Origin of the sequence: Thiobacter sp. AK1 (genome assembly GCF_039822265.1) — a bacterium.
Lineage (GTDB): Bacteria > Pseudomonadota > Gammaproteobacteria > Burkholderiales > Thiobacteraceae > Thiobacter > Thiobacter aerophilum.
Genome location: NZ_JBAJEX010000001.1, coordinates 209,133 through 229,372, shown reverse-complemented (window position 1 = coordinate 229,372; position 20,240 = coordinate 209,133). Strand labels below are relative to the sequence as shown.

Below are 20,240 nucleotides of genomic sequence, written 5' to 3'. Positions count from 1 at the left end.
CGAGAGCGAAAGGGAGGCGATCATGCCTCCTTTTCTGTTTCCGGGGAAGCTATGTCCATCGAAAACCTGGACGCCATCGTCGAGGACGCCCTCGATACCCTTGCACGCGTCGATTCGGCTGCCGAACTGGAGCAGGTGAAGGCGCGCTGGCTGGGCAAGACGGGCCAGCTCACCGAGCTAATGAAGATGCTGGGCCGGCTTGCCCCGGAGGAACGGCCCCGTGCCGGGGCGTTGATCAATGCCGCCAAGGCGCGCATTGAGGAGGCGCTCAAGGGGCGGCGCGAGGCGATCCGCGAGCAGGCGCTCAGGTCACAGCTCGCGCAAGAGGCCCTCGATGTGACCCTGCCTGGGCGGGGTCGCGGCGTGGGCGGGCTTCATCCCGTGACGAGAGTGATGGCACGCATCGAGGCGCTGTTTCGCTCCATTGGTTTCGAGGTGGCGGACGGGCCCGAGATTGAGACGGACTTTTACAACTTCACCGCGCTCAACATCCCGGAGAACCATCCGGCGCGTGCCATGCACGACACCTTCTACGTGGATGATGAGCACGTGCTGCGCACCCATACCTCGCCCGTGCAGATCCACTACATGCTAAGCCATCGGCCACCGATCAAGATCGTCGCCCCGGGCCGGGTGTACCGCGTGGATTCGGATGCCACCCATTCCCCCATGTTCCATCAGGTAGAAGGGCTGTGGGTGGACGAGCACGTGAGTTTTGCCGACCTTAAAGGCGTGGTCCAGGATTTCCTGCAGCGTTTCTTCGAGCGCGACGATCTCAAGGTGCGTTTCCGCCCCTCTTTCTTTCCCTTCACCGAGCCTTCGGCCGAAATCGACATGAGCTGGAATGGCGGCTGGCTGGAGATCGGCGGCTGCGGCATGGTGCATCCCAACGTGCTCCGGCATGGGGACATCGACAGCGAGCGCTACCAGGGGTTTGCCTTCGGGCTGGGCGTGGAGCGCCTGGCCATGCTGCGCTACGGGGTGAGCGACCTGCGCCTGTTCTTCGAAAACGACCTGCGCTTCCTCAAGCAATTCACCTGACATGAAATTTTCCGAGAACTGGCTGCGCCGCTTCGTCAATGCCCCGCTTTCCAGCGATGAGCTCGCCCATGTGTTGACCATGGCGGGCCTGGAGGTGGAGGCGCTAGAAGCGGCCGCGCCACCCTTCACCGGCGTGGTGGTGGCAGAAGTGAAATCGGTGGACAGCCACCCTAACGCCGATCGGCTGAAGCTGTGCCAGGTGGACGTGGGTGAGGAAGCCCCTCTTCAAATCGTGTGTGGGGCGCCCAACGTGGCAGCGGGCATGCGCGTGCCCTGCGCCCGGGTGGGGGCCACGCTTCCAGGCATGACCATCCGGGAGGCCAAAATACGTGGCGTGGCATCCTGCGGCATGCTGTGCTCCGCGCGGGATCTGGGGCTTGCGGAGGAAAGCGAGGGTCTGTTGGTGCTGCCGGCGGACGCGCCGGTGGGGGCCGATCTGCGCGCCTACCTGGAGCTTGACGACCGGATCTTTACCCTCAAGCTCACCCCCAACCGGGCAGATTGTCTGAGTGTGGTGGGCGTGGCGCGCGAGGTGGCCGCCATGACTGCAAGTCCGCTTGACCTGCCGCAGCCGGCACCCGTGCCGGCGCGCATCACGGACGCGCTGACCATCACGGTGGCGGCGCCTGAGGCCTGTCCCCTCTACTGCGGGCGCGTGATCCGGGGTGTGAATCCGGCCGCACGCACTCCGCAATGGATGGTGCGACGGCTCGCGCGCAGCGGCCTGCGTGCCATCCACCCCCTGGTGGACATCACCAACTACGTGCTGCTGGAACGCGGCCAACCCATGCATGCCTTTGATTGCCGCAAACTCTCGGGCGGCCTCACGGTGCGGCTGGCGGCTGCTGGCGAGCGCCTCGTACTGCTCAATGGCCAAGACGTGAGCCTGGCGCCGGACATGCTGGTGATCGCCGACGCGGCGCGGCCGGTGGCCCTGGCTGGCATCATGGGCGGTGCCGAGACCGCGGTGGACGAAACCACCGTGGACGTGTTCCTGGAGGCGGCCTTCTTCGATCCTGCCAGCATCCTGGGACGAGCGCGGCGACTGGGGCTTGCCACCGATTCCGCCTACCGTTTCGAGCGCGGCGTGGACTTTGGCGCAACGGCCGCCTGCCTGGAATACGCCACCCAACTGGTGCTTCAGATCTGCGGTGGGATGCCGGGGCCCGTCACCCAAGTCCAGGGTCGGTTGCGTGCGCGCGTGCCCATCCGTCTGCGTCCGGAGCGGGCGCGCCGCGTGTTGGGGGTCGAAGTGGCGGACGAGGCTATGGGTGCCCTCCTAAAACGGCTCGGGCTTGGGGTGCAGCAAGACGCGCAAGGCTTGTTGGTCACGCCGCCCAGTTACCGCTTCGATCTAGCCATCGAAGAGGACTTGATCGAGGAAATCGTGCGTCTTTATGGCTACGAGAACCTGCCGGCGCGCCGTCCTCATACAGCGGCTGCCATGCTGCCGTTGCCGGAGACCCGGCGCGACGAGCACGCCTTGCGCGAGCATCTGGCCAGGCGCGACTACCACGAAGTGGTGACCTACAGCTTCGTGGACGCCCAGTGGGAGAACGATCTCGGGCGGGGCGCAGCCGTGCCCGTCAAAAATCCCATCGCTGCCCAGATGGGTGTGATGCGCACCACCCTCTGGGGCGGGTTGCTAGATTGTCTACGCTTCAACGTCAATCGCCGGCAGACACGGGTGCGCCTGTTCGAGCTGGGCCGCACCTTCCACGCTGTGGAAGCGGGCTTCGAGCAACCGCAGCGTTTGGGAGGCATTGCCTTCGGTCCCGCCGATCCCGAGCAGTGGGGCGTGGTGAGCCGGCCTGTGGATTTCTTCGACGTCAAGGGGGACGTGGAAAGCCTTTTCGCCGCTGGCGAGGATCTAGCATTTCGGCGTGCTGAGCACCCGGCCCTCCATCCGGGCCGGTGCGCCGAGATTTTCCATCGGGGCCGCCCCATCGGCTGGGTGGGCAGCCTGCATCCCCGCTGGGTGCAGAAATACGAATTGCCGGCCGCGCCGGTCCTGTTCGAGCTACTGCTTGCGCCGCTCATGACGGTGCCCTTGCCCCACTACCTCGAGGTGTCGAAGTTTCCGCCCGTCAGACGCGATCTCGCGGTGATCGTCGATGAAACCGTGGAGGCCGGCGCGCTGCTGGCGGCCTGTCGCCAGGCAGCGCCCAAGCAGGTGACGGAGATCGCGATTTTCGATCTCTACCAGGGCAAAGGCATTGATTCTGGAAAGAAAAGTCTTGCGTTCAGGGTTTTAATGCAGGATACTCGGAAGACCTTGACCGACCCAGAAGTGGACGCGGTCATCGCCCGTCTGACCCAGGTCCTGGCCGACCGATTCGGGGCCAGACTGCGGCAGTAGGCGCGCATCGCGAGGGAGCCGTATGACGCTAACAAAAGCCGAACTAGCCGACATGATTTTCGAAAAGGTGGGGCTCAACAAGCGCGAGGCCAAGGACATGGTGGAATCCTTCTTCGAGGAGGTCCGCCTGGCCCTGGAGTCTGGTGAAAGCGTCAAACTCTCGGGTTTCGGCAATTTCCAACTGCGCGACAAACCCCAACGCCCCGGACGCAATCCCAAGACCGGTGCCGAGATTCCCATCACCGCCCGGCGTGTGGTGACATTCCACGCCAGCCAAAAGCTCAAGTCGCTGGTGGAGCAGTCCTATGCCCGCCAGCAACGCCAGCAGGGCCAGGCGGTTCCGCAGGGGCAGGGTGAGCCCGAGCCCCAGGCGGCAGCAGAATAGCCCGCATCCGCGCTGACGCGCGTGCCGTCATCCCTGTTTTCGCCCGCACATGCAGAACACCAAGACCGACGCTCTGCCGCCGATTCCTGCCAAGCGCTACTTCACCATCGGTGAGGTGAGCGAGCTGTGCGGTGTCAAGCCCCATGTGCTGCGTTACTGGGAACAGGAATTCACGCAGCTCAAGCCGGTCAAGCGGCGTGGCAACCGGCGCTACTACCAGCATCACGAAGTGCTGCTGATCCGGCGCATCCGCGAGCTGCTCTACGAACAGGGCTTCACCATCAGCGGCGCGCGCAATCGACTGGAGTCCGGCCTGGCGCAAGAGGCGGACGCCGACAAGCGTGGCGCCGCGCCGAGCGTGGATGTGGCGGTGATCCGACGCGAGATCCAGGAAGTGATCGAGCTTTTGCGCTGCTGACGTCCCGTGTTGGCTCGCTACCAAGCTTTCCGTTATAATGCGGGCCTTCGGGGCGTAGCGCAGCCTGGTAGCGTACCTGCATGGGGTGCAGGTGGTCGGAGGTTCAAATCCTCTCGCCCCGACCAGACTTTCCAATTGCGGGCCTATCCGGGGTCCATCCGTCTGGGGCCGGGTTTCCATTTCGAGCATGCGCATCCTGCTAAGCAATGACGACGGATATTTCGCCCCAGGTCTTGCCGCTCTCGCCGAGGCATTGTCGGCGCTAGCCGAAGTCACCGTGGTGGCGCCAGAGCGCGATCGAAGCGGTGCCAGCAATTCCCTCACGCTCGACCGTCCCTTAAGCCTGCGCCAGTCGCACAACGGTTTTTACTACGTGAACGGCACGCCCACGGACTGCGTGCATCTGGCCGTCACCGGCATGCTCGCGCAACAGCCCGACATGGTGATCTCCGGCATCAATCATGGCGCCAACATGGGGGACGACACCATCTACTCGGGCACGGTGGCTGCTGCTACCGAGGGGTTTTTGCTGGGCATCCCAGCCATGGCGGTGTCGCTCGCCAGCGTAAGCCAGGGTAATTATCCAGCTGCGGCGCGAATTGCCCTTGAATTGGTGCGGCGCCTGCAAGCACGCCCGCTGCCACCTCCTTTTCTGCTCAACGTGAACGTGCCGGATGTGCCCTTCGAGGCCATCAAAGGCTTGCAGGTCACGCGCCTGGGCAAGCGACACAAGGCGGAGCCGGTGGTGAAGAGCCAGAGTCCGCGCGGCGAGACCGTGTACTGGGTGGGTGCCGCCGGCAGCGCCCAAGATGCCGGCCCCGGTACCGACTTCCACGCGGTGGCCAATGGCTATGTCTCGGTGACGCCGCTGCAGATGGATCTCACCCATTTCGCCCAATTGGATGCCGTGCGTAGCTGGCTCGGCGGCTGATTCTGCGATCCCATGGATCCCAAGCTCTCGGGTATCGGCATGACCTCCCAGCGCACCCGCGCGCGCATGGTGGAGCGTCTGCGTGCGCAGGGCATCGCCGACGAGGTGGTGCTGGCGGCGATGGGAACCGTGCCGCGCCACATTTTCGTGGAAGAAGCGCTCGCCAGCCGAGCCTACGAGGACGTGGCTTTGCCTATCGGCTTCGGTCAGACGATTTCCCAGCCTTATACCGTGGCGCGCATGACGGAACTGGCACGCAACGGCCGGGAACTGGCGCGGGTGCTGGAGATCGGAACTGGGTGTGGCTATCAGGCGGCGATTCTCGCCAGGCTGGCGAAGGAAGTCGTGACCATCGAGCGGATCGCGCCTCTGATCGCGCGTGCACGCAAGAACCTGCGCGAATTACGCCTGTACAACGTGAAGGTGAAATACGGCGACGGTAGTCTAGGCCTAGCGGAACTCGCTCCCTTCGATGCCATCGTGATAACGGCCGCCGCAACACACATGCCCCAGCACCTGCTGCTGCAACTTGCCGTGGGAGGACGTTTGGTGCTGCCCCTGGGCACGGACAGCCAGCGCCTCACAGTGGTGGAACGCACGCCCCAAGGTTTCCAGCAGTCGGACCTGGAGGACGTCAAGTTCGTGCCGCTGCTGCCGGGGGTGGCATGAGGGGGGCAAAAGTTCCATGACCTTGAAAACGCTTGCCACCTTGTCGCTTACGGCTCTACTGGTCGCGGGCTGTGGCACGACGCCGCACCGGGCGCCCGTGATCGACCGCCTGCCAGCGGAGAGCGCACGCTCCCCCCAGAACACAGCCAAACCTGCGACCAAGGTCGCACCCCGCGAACCGGACTGGCGGCCCGCCACCTACACCGTTAAGAAGGGCGACACCCTCTACAGTCTCGCCCTGGAATTCGGTCTCGACTACCGGGAACTGGCGGAATGGAACGGCATCGGCGAGCCTTATCTCATCCGCGTCGGGCAGGTATTGCGCCTGACACCGCCTGGGGGCGAAGGGGTGCAGCCGCTCAAAGCACCGGCGGTTGCCGAGGCCAAACCGCTGCCGGCGGCGGAGGCCGTGCTCAAGACCGAACCCAAGGCCATCCGCGAACCCTACTCCGAACAGGCGCTGGCGCGGCTGGAGAAATCGGCGCCGCCCAAGCCTGAAAGCGCCTCGACGGCCAATGCTTTAGGGCGCAGCCCGCCGGAAAAACCCGCGGCCGATAAACCCTTGGCAGCCGAGAACCAGGCACCGGAAGAGGACGATCCGGACCGGGTGGAGTGGGTTTGGCCGGCGACTGGCAAGCTGCTCGCCAGCTTCGGTGAAGGCGGCAGCAAGGGCGTGGACATCGCCGGCAACCTGGGCCAGCCGGTGTTGGCCGCCGCTGCGGGCAAGGTGGTGCACACCGGGACCACCTTGCGCGGCTACGGCAAACTCATCATCATTAAGCACAACAAGAGCTATTTCAGCGTCTACGCCCACAACAGCCAGATCCTGGTGAAAGAAGGCCAAAACGTGGTGCGTGGTCAGAAAATCGCCGAGATGGGGGACAGCGATGCGGATCGCGTCAAACTGCACTTCGAAATCCGCCGCCTGGGCAAGCCCGTGGACCCCCTGAAATACCTTCCCAACGACAAGACGTCTTGAGCGCCAAGCTTCCTATGCCTGACGACACACAGGAAAACGACCCGCTGGAAGGCGGGCTGGAGGGCCCCGAAGAGGCGGCCGAGAATCGCGTCGAGGCGCCTCAAGACAGCGAGGCTTTTCTTTCTGACCCCAATGCCGACGTCACCCAGCTCTATCTCAACGAGATCGGCCACAATGCCCTGCTCACCGCCCAGGAGGAGCTGGAACTGACGCGGCGCGTGGCCCAGGGCGATTTCGCCGCGCGCCAGCGTATGATCGAGTGCAATTTGCGCCTGGTGGTGAACATTGCCAAGCACTATGTGAACCGTGGCCTGCCGTTGTTGGATCTGATCGAAGAAGGCAATCTGGGGCTGATCCACGCCCTGGAAAAATTCGACCCGGAACGGGGCTTCCGTTTTTCCACCTACGCCACGTGGTGGATCCGCCAGAACATCGAGCGCGCGATCATGAACCAGTCGCGCACCATTCGTCTGCCGGTGCACATCATCAAGGAACTCAACACCTATCTGCGCGCCCAGCGGCACTTGGAGGCGCATGGCAAGCCCGATCCGACGCCCGAGGACGTGGCCCATCTCCTGGGCCGGGACGTGGAGGAGGTGCGCTATATCTTGAGTCTCAACGAGCGCATGGCCTCCCTCGATGCGCCGCTGGACATCGATCCCAATCTGTCCATTGGCGAGGCCATTCCCGACGAGCAGGGCGTCCTGCCGGAAACCTGGTTGCAGCGGGTCGAGGTGGAACAGCACGTGCATGAGTGGCTCAGCCAGCTCACCGACAAGCAGCGCAGCGTGATCGAGCGCAGGTTCGGCCTCAATGGCCACGAGATTAGCACGCTGGAGGAGGTGGCCGAGGCGCACGGCATCACCCGCGAGCGGGTGCGCCAGATCCAGATGGAAGCCCTGCAGTCCTTACGCAAGATCCTGCGCCGTGCTGGTGTGTCCAAGGACGCGCTCTTCTGATGCTTAACTGGGATGCCATCGACACCGTCCTGCTGGACATGGACGGCACCCTCCTAGATCTGCACTACGACAATCATTTCTGGCTCGAGCACGTGCCCCGGCGCTATGCCGAGAAGCACGGGATACCGGCCGAGGAGGCGCGCGCGCAACTACGTGCACGCTATGATCGGCTAGCGGGTAGCATGCAGTGGTATTGCGTGGACTACTGGAGCCGGGAGCTGGAACTGGACATCGCCCGTCTCAAGCGCGAGGTGGCGCATCTGATCGCGGTGCATTCCGATGTGGTGCCCTTCCTCGAAGCGGTGCGAGCTCTGGGCAAGCGGGTGGTGCTGGTGACCAATGCTCACCAGGTCAGCCTCGCCCTGAAGATGGAGCAGACGGGGCTTGCGCGCTTTTTCGATCGGCTGGTGTGCGCCCACGAGTTCGGCGTGCCCAAGGAAGAGGCGAGCTTCTGGACCTACCTGGCAAAGCAAGAGCCGTTTGCCCCGGACCGCACCCTGCTCATCGACGACAGCCTGCCCGTGCTGCGCTCGGCGCGGGCCCATGGCATCCGGCACCTGCTGGCGGTGGCGCAGCCAGACACGCGTGCACCGCGCAAGCAGGTGGAAGAATTCCCAGTTCTCACCCGCTTCGCCGACGTCACGCCGTTTACGCCGACCTGAGGGAAGTCGTGGCGCGGCAAGCGGCTTTGGTCATAACATCACGGCCGCGGCGACCCGTCGGCCCTCGGCGAGCAGGATGTTGTAGGTGCGGGCGGCCGCCTGGCTATCCATCACTTCCAGACCGATGCCCTGGCGCGGCAGGGTTTGGGCGAGCCCGGGTGGGGGGAAGCACAGCCGCGCCCCGGTTCCGAGCAGTACGATATCCACGGCGAGCGTGGCCAGAAACGCCAAGTCTGCTTCCGTCAGCTCCGCGCTGGTGCGCGGTGTCCAGTCGGTGATCAGACGGTCCGGCAACACGATCAGGCTGCGCTCAAAGCGCTCGCCATTCACCAGCACATAGCCCGCCCCATAGCCCGTGAAGGCGTTCTGGCCGGCAAATTGGGCGAGATGGAGTTTCATGACGGTAGCGCCTCTTGGTGTTCCCTCGAGTGTCGTTGCGGGGCGGGGTAGGGTTCGGTAAGATTATAACTTTTTTGGCTTTTTGGCCATTTTGGGCATCATGGACGCGTTTCCCCGTATTCAGCGCCTGCCGCCCTACGTGTTCAACATCACGGGCGAGTTGAAGGCCGCCGCACGCAAGCGCGGTGAGGACATCATCGACTTTGGCATGGGCAATCCCGATCAGCCCACGCCGCGCCACATCGTGGACAAGCTCATTGAGAGCGCTCAGCGCGGCGATACGCATCGTTACTCCGTGTCCAAGGGTATTCCCAGGCTGCGCCGGGCCATCAGTCACTGGTATGAGACCCGTTACGGCGTGGACATCCATCCGGACACGGAAGCCATCGTCACCATCGGCTCCAAGGAGGGCATCGCTCACCTGTGCCTGGCGACCTTAGACCGCGGCGACATCGTGATGGTGCCCAACCCAAGCTATCCCATTCACATCTACGGACCGGTGATCGCTGGGGCCGACATTCAATTCATTCCGATGCGGCCTGGACTCGACTTTTTCGAGGAGCTGGAGAAGGGGATCAAGACCTCCTATCCCAAGCCGAAGATGCTCATCCTCAACTTCCCGAGCAATCCCACCACGCAGTGTGTGGAGCTGCCTTTCTTCGAAAAGGTGGTGGCGATGTGCCGCGAACAGGGCATCTATGTGGTGCATGACATTGCCTATGCCGACATCGTCTTCGACGGCTATCGCGCGCCATCCATCATGCAGGTGCGGGGAGCCAAGGACATCGCGGTGGAGTTTTTCACCCTGTCAAAAAGCTACAACATGCCCGGCTGGCGAGTGGGTTTCATGGTGGGCAACAAAGATCTGGTCGCGGCCCTAGCGCGGATCAAGAGCTATCACGACTACGGTACCTTCACGCCCATCCAGGTGGCCAGTATCCTGGCACTGGAAGGCCCCCAGGATTGCGTGCGCGAGATCTGCCAGATGTATCAGCGGCGGCGCGATGCTCTGTGCAAGGGGCTGCATTCCATCGGCTGGCAGGTGGAGGTGCCCAAGGCGACCATGTTCGTCTGGGCGCCGATTCCGGAACCTTACCGTGCCATGGGCTCGCTGGAGTTTTCCAAGAAAGTGCTGGCGGATGCCAAGGTCGCCGTTTCGCCAGGCATCGGTTTTGGGGAATACGGTGATGACCACGTGCGTTTCTCGCTGATCGAAAACGAGGCCCGCACGCGCCAGGCGATCCGTGGGTTGAAAGAAATGTTCAGGAAAGACGGATTGCTCTAAGAACCCGCAGCGGAGGTTGCCACCATCGCGCAATGGTGGCGCCTCTGCCTTTTTGGCAATGGAATTGACTATGAAACCAATCAATGTTGGCCTGCTTGGCCTCGGCACCGTCGGTGGCGGAACCCTCACCGTGCTGCGGCGCAACGCTCGGGAAATCACCCGCCGAGCCGGGCGCGAGATTCGCGTGACCATGGCCGCGGTGCGCAACGTGGAGCGGGCCCGCCAGCAGTACGGCGGGCAAGGATTGGTGATCACCGACGATGGAGGAGCGGTGGTGAACCATCCCGACATCGACATCGTGGTGGAGCTGATCGGTGGTCTGGAACCAGCGCGCACTTTGGTGCTGCAGGCCATCGCCAATGGCAAGCACGTGGTGACTGCCAACAAGGCCTTGATCGCCAAGCATGGCAATGAGATCTTCGCCGCGGCCCAGGACAAGGGGATTATGGTGGCCTTCGAAGCGGCGGTTGGCGGTGGCATCCCCATCATCAAGGCGATCCGCGAAGGACTCACTGCCAACCGCATCGAATGGGTGGCGGGCATCATCAACGGCACCACCAATTTCATCTTGTCCGAAATGCGTGACAAGGGATTGCCCTTCGACCAAGTGCTGGCGGAGGCACAGCGGCTCGGCTATGCGGAAGCGGATCCCACTTTCGATATCGAAGGCATCGATGCCGCGCACAAGCTGACCATCCTCTCCGCCATCGCCTTTGGTATTCCTATGCAATTCGATAAGGCCTACACAGAGGGTATCTCTAAGCTCACCAAGGAAGACATTCGCTACGCCGAGGAGCTGGGCTACCGCATCAAGTTGCTGGGCATTACCAAGCGCACCGACCAGGGCATCGAGCTGCGGGTGCATCCCACTCTGATTCCGGCGCGGCGGCTGATCGCGAACGTGGAAGGGGTGATGAACGCGGTACTGGTCAAGGGAGATGCGGTGGGCGCCACGCTCTACTATGGCCGAGGCGCCGGCGCCGAGCCCACCGCTTCCGCCGTGGTGGCGGATCTGGTGGACGTGACGCGCATGGCGACTGCCGACCCGGAAAACCGCGTGCCACATTTGGCCTTCCAGCCGGATGCCTTGTCCAACGAGCCGATCCTGCCCATGGGCGAGGTGCGTACCTCCTACTACCTGCGCATGCGCGCCTACGACCGTCCGGGCGTGCTCGCCGACATCACGCGCATCCTGGCCGACCTGGGTATCTCCATCGACGCGATGATCCAGAAGGAGCCGCTGGAAGGACAGGAACAAGTGGACATCATCATGCTTACCCATGACACGCTGGAAAAACACGTGCTGGCCGCCATCGAGCGCATCGAGGCGCTGGCCAGCGTGAGCGGTCCAGTGGTGAAATTGCGATTGGAACATCTGGGCTGAGGACGCGCCATGCGCTACGTTTCCACCCGTGGCCATGCCGAGCCACAAAGTTTTTTGCAAATCCTCCTCGGGGGGCTTGCCTCGGATGGCGGGCTTTATGTGCCGGAGCGCTATCCTGCGATCAGCCGTGACGAGCTGGCGAGCTGGCGGGGTTTGAGCTATGCGGAGCTCGCCTTTGCGCTCCTTTCCCGCTTCGCGCCGGATATTCCGCCCCCCGACTTGAAGAATTTGGTGGCGCGGACCTACACCCCTACCGTGTTCTGCCACACGCGTCCGGGCGAAAACGCCGGCGACATCACGCCGGTGCGCGCCCTGGAACCGGGTTTGTACATCCTTGCCCTGTCCAACGGCCCCACCCTCGCCTTCAAGGATATGGCCATGCAGCTACTGGGCCAGCTCTTCGAATATACCCTGGCGCGCACAGGACAGACTCTCAACATCCTGGGCGCGACTTCTGGCGACACCGGCTCGGCGGCGGAATACGCCATGCGGGGCAAGCGCGGCATCCGGGTATTCATGCTCTCTCCACATGGGGCCATGACTCCTTTCCAGCGGGCGCAGATGTATTCGCTTAACGAACCCAACATTCACAACCTGGCCGTACGCGGCTCGTTCGACGCCTGCCAGGACATCGTCAAGGCCGTCTCCAACGATCTTGCGTTCAAGGCCCGCTACCACATCGGAGCGGTCAATTCCATCAACTGGGGACGCATTGCGGCGCAGGTGGTCTATTACTTCAAGGCCTATCTCGCCGTGGTGGAAGAAATCGGCCAGGAAGTCTCTTTCTCCGTGCCCTCTGGGAATTTTGGCAACGTATGCGCAGGCCACATCGCCCGCATGATGGGGCTACCCATCCGTCGGCTGATCGTCGCCACCAACGAAAACGACGTGCTAGACGAGTTCTTCAAGACGGGCCGCTACGCGCCGCGGGCGCAGACGGTGCCCACCTCCAGCCCTTCCATGGACATCTCCAAGGCCTCCAATTTTGAGCGCATGATCTTCGACGCGGTGGACCGGGATGCGGCGCGCATCCGTGAACTGTGGGCGCGTGTGGACCGGGGCGAGGGCATCACTCTTGCGGCCAGCGAGTTCGCGCGGGTTAAGGGGTTCGGCTTCGTGTCCGGACGCAGCACCCATGCCAACCGCATCGCCACCATCCGCAAGGTGTTCGAACGATACGGCCAGATGATCGACCCCCACACGGCCGATGGCGTCAAGGTGGGACTGGAATATCGAGAAGCCGGCGTACCACTCATCTGTCTTGAGACCGCGCTGCCGGCCAAGTTCGAGGACACCATCCGCGAGGCGCTGGGCCGGGCACCCGAGCGGCCCGCAGACCTGGCCGATCTGGAGTCGCGTCCCCAGCGCGTCGAGGTGGTGGAGGCTGACGTGGAGGTGGTGAAGCAATACATCGCCGCTCACGTCTGAAGGCGCGCCCGGCGCTCAGCTTATGCGCAGGGAGAGATCCACGGCGCGGATGTTCTTGGTGAGGCTGCCCACGGAAATGCGATCGACGCCGGTCTCGGCGACGGCGCGCACATTGTCCAGGGTGATGCCGCCTGAGGCCTCCAGCAGCGCCCGACCTGCCGCCATGCGCACCGCCGTGCGCATGTCCTCCAGGGAGAAATCATCCAGCAACACCAAGGTGGCCCCCGCCTGCAGAGCCTGTTTTAGCTCTTCCAGATTCTCCACCTCGATCTGGATGGGCATCCCCGGCGGCGCCAGCCGCTGCGCCGCCGCCAGCACTTCACCGATGCCGCCTGCCGCGGCGATGTGGTTTTCCTTGATCAGAATTCCGTCGAACAGCCCCACGCGCTGATTGACGCCGCCACCCACCCTCACCGCATATTTCTCGGCGATGCGCAGACCCGGTAGGGTTTTGCGTGTATCCATGATCACGGCGCGCGTGCCGCGCACCGCTTCCACATAACGCCGCGTGGTGGTTGCCACTGCGGACAAGGTCTGCAGGAAATTGAGCGCCGGGCGTTCCGCCGAGAGCAGGGCGCGCGCCCTGCCTTCGATCTCGCACAGCAGGCTGCCAGCTCTGACCGTTGCGCCCTCCTGCGCCTGCCAGCGGAAGACGACCGCGTCATCCAGATGGCGGAAACAGGCCTCGAACCAAGGCAGGCCGCACAGGACCGCATCCTCGCGGGTAATCAGGGTGGCCAGCGCGCGCCGCTCGCTGGGAATGAGGGCGGCGGTAAGATCGCCACTGCCTAGATCCTCGGCCAGGGCAGCGCTGACATTGGCCTCGATGGCCCGTGCGAGGTCGGTTTCGGTCATGGCAGCGGATTGTAGCGCCAAAGCGGCATTGAAATCGGCCCCTCGCCCCCTATATTGGGAGAAACCCGAAAAATCCCGAAAGGACAGTCATGCGTTTCGATAAACTCACGACCAAGTTCCAGCAGGCCTTCGCCGATGCCCAGAGCATGGCGGTGGGCAACGACAATCCCTATATCGAGCCTCAGCACTTGCTTTTGGCGCTGCTCAACCAGGAGGACGGCAGTAGCGCCTCCATTCTAGAGCGCGCCGGCGTCAATGTGCAGGCGCTGCGGGCGGGCCTTAAGGCATCCATCAACCGCCTGCCCAAGGTCGAGGGCCATGGAGGCGAGGTCAACATTTCCCGTGACCTCAACAATCTCCTCAACCTCACCGACCGGGAGGCACAGAAACGCGGCGACCAGTACATCGCCTCGGAAATGTTTCTGCTCGCGGCGCTCGAGGACAAAGGTGATACCGGCCGCGCCTTGAAGGATGCGGGTGCCAACCGGGCCGCGATCGAAAAAGCCATTGATGCCATCAGAGGAGGTGAAACCGTGCAGAATCCGGAAGCCGAGGGGACCCGCGAGGCCCTGAAAAAATACACCATTGATCTCACCGAGCGCGCGCGGGAAGGCAAGCTCGATCCGGTCATCGGGCGCGACGACGAGATTCGTCGCACCATCCAGATTCTGCAGCGGCGCACCAAGAACAACCCGGTGCTGATCGGTGAGCCTGGCGTCGGCAAGACGGCCATCGTGGAGGGGCTCGCGCAGCGCATCGTCAATGGCGAGGTGCCGGAGACGCTCAAGAACAAGCGGGTGCTCTCCCTCGACATGGCCGGTCTGCTGGCAGGCGCGAAATATCGCGGTGAATTCGAGGAACGGCTCAAGGCCGTGCTCAAGGAAATCGCCCAGGAGCAAGGGCGCATCATCCTGTTCATCGACGAGATTCACACGCTGGTGGGCGCCGGTAAGGCGGAAGGAGCGATCGACGCTGGCAACATGCTCAAACCCGCGCTCGCCCGCGGCGAGCTGCACTGCATCGGCGCCACTACGCTGGACGAATACCGCAAGTACATCGAGAAGGACCCCGCGCTGGAGCGCCGCTTCCAGAAGGTGCTGGTGGAAGAACCGTCGGTGGAAGACACCATCGCCATCCTGCGCGGCTTGCAGGAGAGATACGAGGTCCATCATGGCGTGGAGATCACCGACCCGGCCATCGTCGCCGCGGCAGAACTGTCCCATCGATACATCACCGACCGCTTCCTGCCGGACAAGGCCATCGACCTCATCGACGAAGCGGCCGCGCGCATCAAGATGGAGATCGACTCCAAGCCGGAGGCGATGGACAAGCTGGAGCGGCGGCTGATCCAGCTCAAGATCGAGCGCGAGGCGGTGCGCAAGGAGAAGGACGAGGCCAGCCAGAAGCGGTTAGCGCTCTTGGAGGAAGAGATCCGCAAGCTGGAGAAGGAATACTCCGACTTGGAGGAAATCTGGAAGGCCGAGAAGGCGATGGTGCAAGGCACTCAGCACATCAAGGAAGAAATAGAGCGCTTGCGCGCCGAGATGGCGGAATTGCAGCGCAAGGGCCAACTCGACAAGGTGGCGGAGATCCAGTACGGTAAGTTGCCGCAGCTGGAGGCGCAGCTCAAGCAGGCCGAAGCTGCCGGAACCGAAAAGCGCAAGTTCAAGCTTTTGCGCACCCAGGTCGGCGCGGAAGAGATCGCCGAGGTGGTCTCGCGCATGACCGGTATCCCGGTGGCGAAGATGCTCCAGGGGGAGCGCGACAAACTACTGCACATGGAAGAGGCCCTGCACGAGCGGGTGGTGGGACAGGACGAGGCGGTGCGCGTGGTATCGGATGCCATCCGGCGTTCCCGGTCGGGCTTGTCGGATCCCAACCGGCCCTATGGCTCCTTCCTTTTCCTCGGACCTACCGGCGTGGGCAAGACCGAACTGTGCAAGGCGCTGGCGGCATTCCTGTTCGATTCCGAGGACCATTTGATCCGCATCGACATGTCCGAGTACATGGAGAAGCACTCCGTGGCGCGGCTGATTGGCGCGCCTCCCGGCTACGTGGGCTATGAGGAGGGTGGCTATCTCACCGAGCAGGTGCGACGCAAGCCATACAGCGTGATCCTGCTGGACGAAGTGGAGAAGGCACATCCGGACGTGTTCAACGTCTTGCTGCAGGTGTTGGACGACGGGCGCCTCACCGATGGTCAGGGCCGCACGGTTGACTTTCGCAACACGGTGATCGTCATGACCTCCAACCTGGGCAGCCAGATGATTCAGCAGATGGCGGGGGACGACTACCAGGTAATCAAGCTAGCGGTGCTGGCGGAAGTGAAAAACTATTTCCGGCCGGAGTTCATCAACCGCATCGATGAGGTGGTAGTGTTCCATCCCTTGGGCGAGGAGCATATCAAGGCCATTGCTCGCATCCAGCTTGGCTACCTGTCGAAGCGGCTGGCGGCTATGGACATGGGGTTGGAAGTCACCGATGCGGCGCTGACGGAAATCGCCAAGGCGGGCTTCGATCCGGTGTACGGGGCGCGACCGCTCAAGCGGGCAATCCAAACCCGGATCGAAAACCCGCTGGCGAAGGAAATCCTGGCGGGACACTTCGGGCCCAAGGATGTCATTCGCGTCGATGTGCGTGGCGGCGAGATCGTGTTCGAGAAGGGAACTCTCGCCCAGGCTGCCTGAGGGCGGGCGCTGACAGTCGCGAAACGCTACGCGGCGATGGTCATTCCCGCGCAAGCGGCGATTGCGCCCCCTGTTGTCCGGACTATCGCCGCTTCTCGATTTCCCGGTCGTAGCAAGCCGCGCGCGCAATGAAAGACCTGCATGGCTTGAGTACCGCCCACCAGCCGGGTGGGGAAGACCTTGTGGGAGGGGCTTTAGCCGCGATCGGCGTCGCTTCCCCGCTCCACTCGCCGAGTGCGAAACGAACCCTCATTCCCACGCATGGGGCAATCCAGGACGCCTCGGCTTAAGCCACCGACGTTTCTGGATTCCGGCTCTCCTTTCGGCTAGCCGGACTGACGGTTGGGACGTCATGCCCACGTAGGCGGATACGGGCGTATTTCATGGCCATTTCTGTGGGTCCGTGCGCCTTCCGGGGCGACGGGAACGTGTCGCCCCCTATCCGACCTTCCATCGCATGACCGCATCGCGGCTTCGGCTGCCGTGTTCTCGCAGTACAATCGCGCCATGCGTCAGGCCAATCATGTGATCGAGATCATCACCCGTGGCAAGGGACTGTACGCGTGCACCGAGCCAGTCCTGCGCTGGGTGCGCGAAACCGGCATTGCCACTGGTCTACTCACCCTCTTCATCCGCCACACTTCGGCCAGTCTGCTCATTCAGGAAAATTACGACCCGGACGTGCAGTCCGATCTCACGCGCTTCTTCGCCCGTTTGGTGCCGGATGGCGATCCCCTGTTCGAGCACGTGATCGAAGGGCCCGACGACATGCCCGCCCACGTGCGTGCGGCGCTTACCCAGACCAGTCTTTCCATTCCCGTGCGGGAGGGTGCGCCGGTGCTGGGTGCCTGGCAGGGTATCTACGTGTTCGAGCACCGCAGTGCGCCCCAGCACCGACAGGTGGTGCTGCACCTGCTAGGAGAATGACCATGGATGCGCGTCTTGCGGGCTGGCTTGCGGATCAACCGGATCGTTATCCCCATGCCTTGGAGCGCGACTACCCGCGCATCCTGGAGCGTATCGTCGAGCTGTGGGGCACGGATGCCTGTGAGGCTTATCTCTCCGAGCTGGCGGTGGCCGACACGGAAACCCGGCAGGGCTTCCCGCCGGAGGTGGCGCGGGAGATTCTGCGCCTGTCCCTGGCCCATCAGCACTGGCGTGCGCGGGAAGAGGCCAATGCCGATCCATGGGCCGACGAGCGGCCCATGGATGAGGCCGAGCGTACCCAATTTTTGGCCGGGCTCGCGCGGCGGGGAGAGCGCTTCGCGCCTGATGCCCTGTTTCGCCGCGTGGAGGCGGGGCAGACGCACGAGGTGTTGTTGTTCCTCCGTGCGGGAATGGACGTGGACGTGCGCCGTGCCGACTCCTGGACGCCCCTCATGGTGGCCTTGTTCAATGGGCGCGAGGAGACGGCGCTGCTGTTGCTTTCCCGCGGCGCCAATGTGCGGGCCCGGGACCGGCACGGCTATGAGCCCCTGCACTGGGCGGCCCTCAATGGCTATGAACGCGCCACGCTGTTCATCCTCGACAAGGGGGCCGATCCCAACGCCATGACCGCCTACGGCTTCACACCGCTCATGCAGGCAGCAAGCCGCGGGCATCACGCCATCGTACAGATGCTGGTTCAGCGGGGCGCACTGCTGAACCAGGCGGGCCACGAGGGTTTTACGCCTTTGCACAAGGCCTGTGCCAACGGTCATCTGGAAGTGGTGCGCTTCCTGCTCGCGCGCGGCGCCGACCGGCGGGCCACCACGCTCGCGGGCGACACGCCGCTAAGCCTCGCCCGCAAGGCGCGGCGCGAGGACATTGTGGCGCTTTTGCAAGAGTGAAGGAGACCCCATGCACGTGACCCTGGTCCATGTCCACGTCAAGCCGGAACATGTGGCGGATTTCATTGCCGCCACCCGGGAGAACCATCTGGCTAGCGTGGCCGAATCCGGCAATCTTCGCTTCGATGTCCTGCAACAGGCGGAGGACCCCACGCGCTTCGTGCTCTACGAAGTGTTCCGCGACGCCGCGGCCGCCGCCGCCCACAAGCAGACAGCCCATTATCTCAAGTGGCGTGACTTGGTGGCGCCCTGGATGGCTGAGCCCCGTCAGGGGGTGGCGCATCATTTGCTCTGTCCGGCGTTCGTGCTGCCATGAAGCTTGCGCCCTTTTCCGTCTCGCGCCTGCCCCGCATCGAGTTCGGGGCCGGCATGTTCGCGAAGGTCCCGGCGCTGGCTGCCCGTTTCGGTCAGCGCGCCCTGATCGTCACCGGCGGCCATTCCCTGGAAGCGGCAGGGCACTGGGAACGCTTTGAAAGCGGCCTGAAACAGGCGGGAATCAGCTGGCAGCGCCTCACCGTCACTGGCGAACCCTCGCCGCAGCTGGTGGACGAGGCGGTGGCGCGTTTCCGCGCGGAGGCGATCGAGGTGGTGCTGGGTATCGGCGGCGGCAGCGTGCTGGACGCGGCCAAGGCCATTGCCGGACTGCTCAAGCCCGGCAATTCCGTGCTCGACCACCTGGAGGGGGTGGGACCCGAACGGCCCTACCTGGGGCCCGCCACGCCCTTCATTGCCGTTCCCACTACCGCTGGAACGGGTTCAGAGGCCACCAAGAACGCAGTGCTCTCGGTGCGCGGCGAGAACGGCTACAAGAAATCTTTTGGCGACGAGAAACTGGTCGCGGAATACGCGGTGGTGGATCCGGACCTGTTGGCGTCTTGCCCGCCGCAGCTGATCGCCGCCAATGGCATGGATGCGCTCACCCAGTTACTGGAGAGTTTCGTCTCCACCAAGGCCAATCCGTTCACCGATGCGCTTGCCTTGAGTGGTCTGACCGCGGCGCGGGATGGACTGCTGCAGTGGTACGAAGGCGGGCCGCGTGCGGCGGAGGGCCGGGCGAAGATGGCCTACGCCGCCCTACTGTCGGGCATCACGCTTGCCCAGGCGGGGCTGGGATCGGTGCATGGGCTGGCCTCTCCCTTGGGCGCTTTCTTCCCCATCCCCCACGGAGTGGTTTGCGGCACCCTGGTGGCCGAGGCCACGCGGGCCAATATCGACATCATGGAGGCGCGCGATCCGGACAACCCCGCCTTGGTGAAATATGCCCAGGCCGGACGGCTGTTTCGCAATAAGACGCATCTGGAGCCGGTGGGCGCGCGGGTGTTCCTGGTGCATAGCCTAGCCGAGCTCACCCGCGCCCTTGACCTGCCGCGCCTGTCCGCCTACGGGGTGACCGAGGCCGACCTGCCCCGCATCGTAGCCCATTGCCGTGGCTCCAGCATGAAGACCAATCCCATCGTGCTGAGCGACGACGAGGTGCGCGAAATCCTCGTCAAGCGTCTGTGATTGGATGGGCCGCCGACGGCGCTGTCGGACTTTCCACGCCGGGCATACGCCGAATGGCCCGAACCGGCGCAGAAATCCGCAGCAAATCAGCCGCATGGACGCATGCTTGGGTTCTGGCACGGCGCTTGCAGATTCTTGCCTCGGATATCCATCGACGAGGAGAGACTCAGCCATGCATCAGGATAGAACCGAATGCCCCGTCGCTGTCAGTGTCGCGGAAGGCGAGGAGGGGGAACGGGTGCGCGTGGATTTCGGTGGCACGGTGCTTCATCTCACGCCCCAGGAAGCCCGCGCGCTGGCATCCCAGCTCATCCAGACCGTGTACCAGGCCGAGGTCAAGGCGAGCCTCAGGCGCAGGGAAGCGCGCGATCTCAGCCCCGCCTCGCGGCGCATCGTGGAAGGGCATTTTCCCGGATTGCGGCCCTCGCCAGCGCGGCAGTAGCGGCCCGGCGGCCGCTGCGGCGAGG

The 20,240-nt window shown here is 63.8% G+C and carries 19 protein-coding genes, 1 tRNA gene and 1 pseudogene; 19 read left to right on the top strand and 2 right to left on the bottom strand.

Annotated features, from left to right (window positions below; genetic code table 11):
* Positions 1-51 precede the first annotated feature (51 nt).
* The 10 genes and pseudogenes from pheS to yrfG all read left to right on the top strand — a co-directional run bounded on the left by pheS (position 52) and on the right by yrfG (position 8,403).
* Positions 52-1,041: a phenylalanine--tRNA ligase subunit alpha gene (pheS, locus tag V6E02_RS01190; RefSeq protein ID WP_347306339.1), complete on the top strand. Its 990-nt coding sequence runs from the start codon at positions 52-54 to the stop codon at positions 1,039-1,041.
* A 1-nt stretch (position 1,042) separates the two neighbouring features.
* Positions 1,043-3,400, top strand: a complete 2,358-nt coding sequence (gene pheT, locus V6E02_RS01185; protein ID WP_347306337.1) for a phenylalanine--tRNA ligase subunit beta — start codon at positions 1,043-1,045, stop codon at positions 3,398-3,400.
* 22 nt (positions 3,401-3,422) lie between these two features.
* Positions 3,423-3,785, top strand: a complete 363-nt coding sequence (locus tag V6E02_RS01180; protein ID WP_347306335.1) for an integration host factor subunit alpha — start codon at positions 3,423-3,425, stop codon at positions 3,783-3,785.
* 49 nt (positions 3,786-3,834) lie between these two features.
* Positions 3,835-4,203, top strand: coding sequence for a MerR family transcriptional regulator (locus V6E02_RS01175; protein ID WP_347306333.1), 369 nt, complete (start codon positions 3,835-3,837; stop codon positions 4,201-4,203).
* 48 nt (positions 4,204-4,251) lie between these two features.
* Positions 4,252-4,328 (top strand) — tRNA-Pro (locus V6E02_RS01170).
* Between the two features lie 62 nt (positions 4,329-4,390).
* The gene (surE, locus tag V6E02_RS01165) at positions 4,391-5,134 is read left to right on the top strand and encodes a 5'/3'-nucleotidase SurE (RefSeq protein WP_347306331.1); all 744 of its coding nucleotides are present in this window, start codon (positions 4,391-4,393) and stop codon (positions 5,132-5,134) included.
* 24 nt (positions 5,135-5,158) lie between these two features.
* Positions 5,159-5,803 (top strand): annotated as a pseudogene (locus V6E02_RS01160) (protein-L-isoaspartate(D-aspartate) O-methyltransferase); the annotation flags it as partial.
* 16 nt (positions 5,804-5,819) lie between these two features.
* Complete coding sequence (locus V6E02_RS01155; RefSeq protein WP_347306329.1) at positions 5,820-6,782, top strand: peptidoglycan DD-metalloendopeptidase family protein; 963 nt, start codon at positions 5,820-5,822, stop codon at positions 6,780-6,782.
* A 14-nt stretch (positions 6,783-6,796) separates the two neighbouring features.
* Positions 6,797-7,741 (top strand): RNA polymerase sigma factor RpoS, encoded by a 945-nt coding sequence (gene rpoS, locus V6E02_RS01150; RefSeq protein WP_430626750.1) that lies wholly within the window; start codon positions 6,797-6,799, stop codon positions 7,739-7,741.
* Positions 7,741-8,403, top strand: coding sequence for a GMP/IMP nucleotidase (gene yrfG, locus V6E02_RS01145; protein WP_347306327.1), 663 nt, complete (start codon positions 7,741-7,743; stop codon positions 8,401-8,403). Before rpoS ends, yrfG begins: the two co-directional genes overlap by 1 nt.
* A 30-nt stretch (positions 8,404-8,433) precedes the next feature.
* On the opposite strand, the gene V6E02_RS01140 is transcribed toward yrfG, so the two are convergent.
* Positions 8,434-8,802, bottom strand: a complete 369-nt coding sequence (locus tag V6E02_RS01140) for an Mth938-like domain-containing protein (RefSeq protein ID WP_347306325.1) — start codon at positions 8,800-8,802, stop codon at positions 8,434-8,436.
* A gap of 100 nt (positions 8,803-8,902) precedes the next feature.
* On the opposite strand from V6E02_RS01140, the gene alaC reads away from it, so the two are divergent.
* The 3 genes from alaC (at position 8,903) to thrC (ending at position 12,899) form a co-directional block, all read left to right on the top strand.
* Entirely contained in the window at positions 8,903-10,087 is a 1,185-nt protein-coding gene (alaC, locus tag V6E02_RS01135) for an alanine transaminase (RefSeq protein ID WP_347306323.1), read from the top strand.
* 70 nt (positions 10,088-10,157) lie between these two features.
* Positions 10,158-11,471, top strand: coding sequence for a homoserine dehydrogenase (locus V6E02_RS01130; RefSeq protein WP_347306321.1), 1,314 nt, complete (start codon positions 10,158-10,160; stop codon positions 11,469-11,471).
* A gap of 9 nt (positions 11,472-11,480) precedes the next feature.
* Complete coding sequence (thrC, locus tag V6E02_RS01125) at positions 11,481-12,899, top strand: threonine synthase (protein WP_347306320.1); 1,419 nt, start codon at positions 11,481-11,483, stop codon at positions 12,897-12,899.
* Between the two features lie 15 nt (positions 12,900-12,914).
* Here thrC and nadC read toward each other — a convergent pair whose 3' ends face one another.
* Entirely contained in the window at positions 12,915-13,754 is an 840-nt protein-coding gene (gene nadC / locus V6E02_RS01120; protein ID WP_347306318.1) for a carboxylating nicotinate-nucleotide diphosphorylase, read from the bottom strand.
* 89 nt (positions 13,755-13,843) lie between these two features.
* On the opposite strand from nadC, the gene clpB reads away from it, so the two are divergent.
* The 6 genes from clpB (at position 13,844) to V6E02_RS01090 (ending at position 20,215) form a co-directional block, all read left to right on the top strand.
* A complete protein-coding gene (gene clpB / locus V6E02_RS01115) occupies positions 13,844-16,441 on the top strand; it encodes an ATP-dependent chaperone ClpB (protein WP_347306316.1) in 2,598 nt (865 codons plus the stop codon).
* Positions 16,442-16,948: 507 nt separating this feature from the next.
* Positions 16,949-17,368, top strand: a complete 420-nt coding sequence (locus V6E02_RS01110; RefSeq protein WP_347306314.1) for a secondary thiamine-phosphate synthase enzyme YjbQ — start codon at positions 16,949-16,951, stop codon at positions 17,366-17,368.
* Between the two features lie 2 nt (positions 17,369-17,370).
* Positions 17,371-18,270 (top strand): ankyrin repeat domain-containing protein, encoded by a 900-nt coding sequence (locus V6E02_RS01105; protein WP_347306312.1) that lies wholly within the window; start codon positions 17,371-17,373, stop codon positions 18,268-18,270.
* A gap of 10 nt (positions 18,271-18,280) precedes the next feature.
* Positions 18,281-18,586 (top strand): antibiotic biosynthesis monooxygenase, encoded by a 306-nt coding sequence (locus V6E02_RS01100; protein ID WP_347306310.1) that lies wholly within the window; start codon positions 18,281-18,283, stop codon positions 18,584-18,586.
* The gene (locus tag V6E02_RS01095; RefSeq protein WP_347306308.1) at positions 18,583-19,773 is read left to right on the top strand and encodes an iron-containing alcohol dehydrogenase; all 1,191 of its coding nucleotides are present in this window, start codon (positions 18,583-18,585) and stop codon (positions 19,771-19,773) included. The genes V6E02_RS01100 and V6E02_RS01095 overlap by 4 nt, the downstream gene beginning before the upstream one ends.
* Before the next feature lie 172 nt (positions 19,774-19,945).
* On the top strand, positions 19,946-20,215 hold the full coding sequence (locus tag V6E02_RS01090) for a hypothetical protein (RefSeq protein ID WP_347306306.1): 270 nt from the start codon (positions 19,946-19,948) through the stop codon (positions 20,213-20,215).
* Positions 20,216-20,240: the final 25 nt, after the last annotated feature.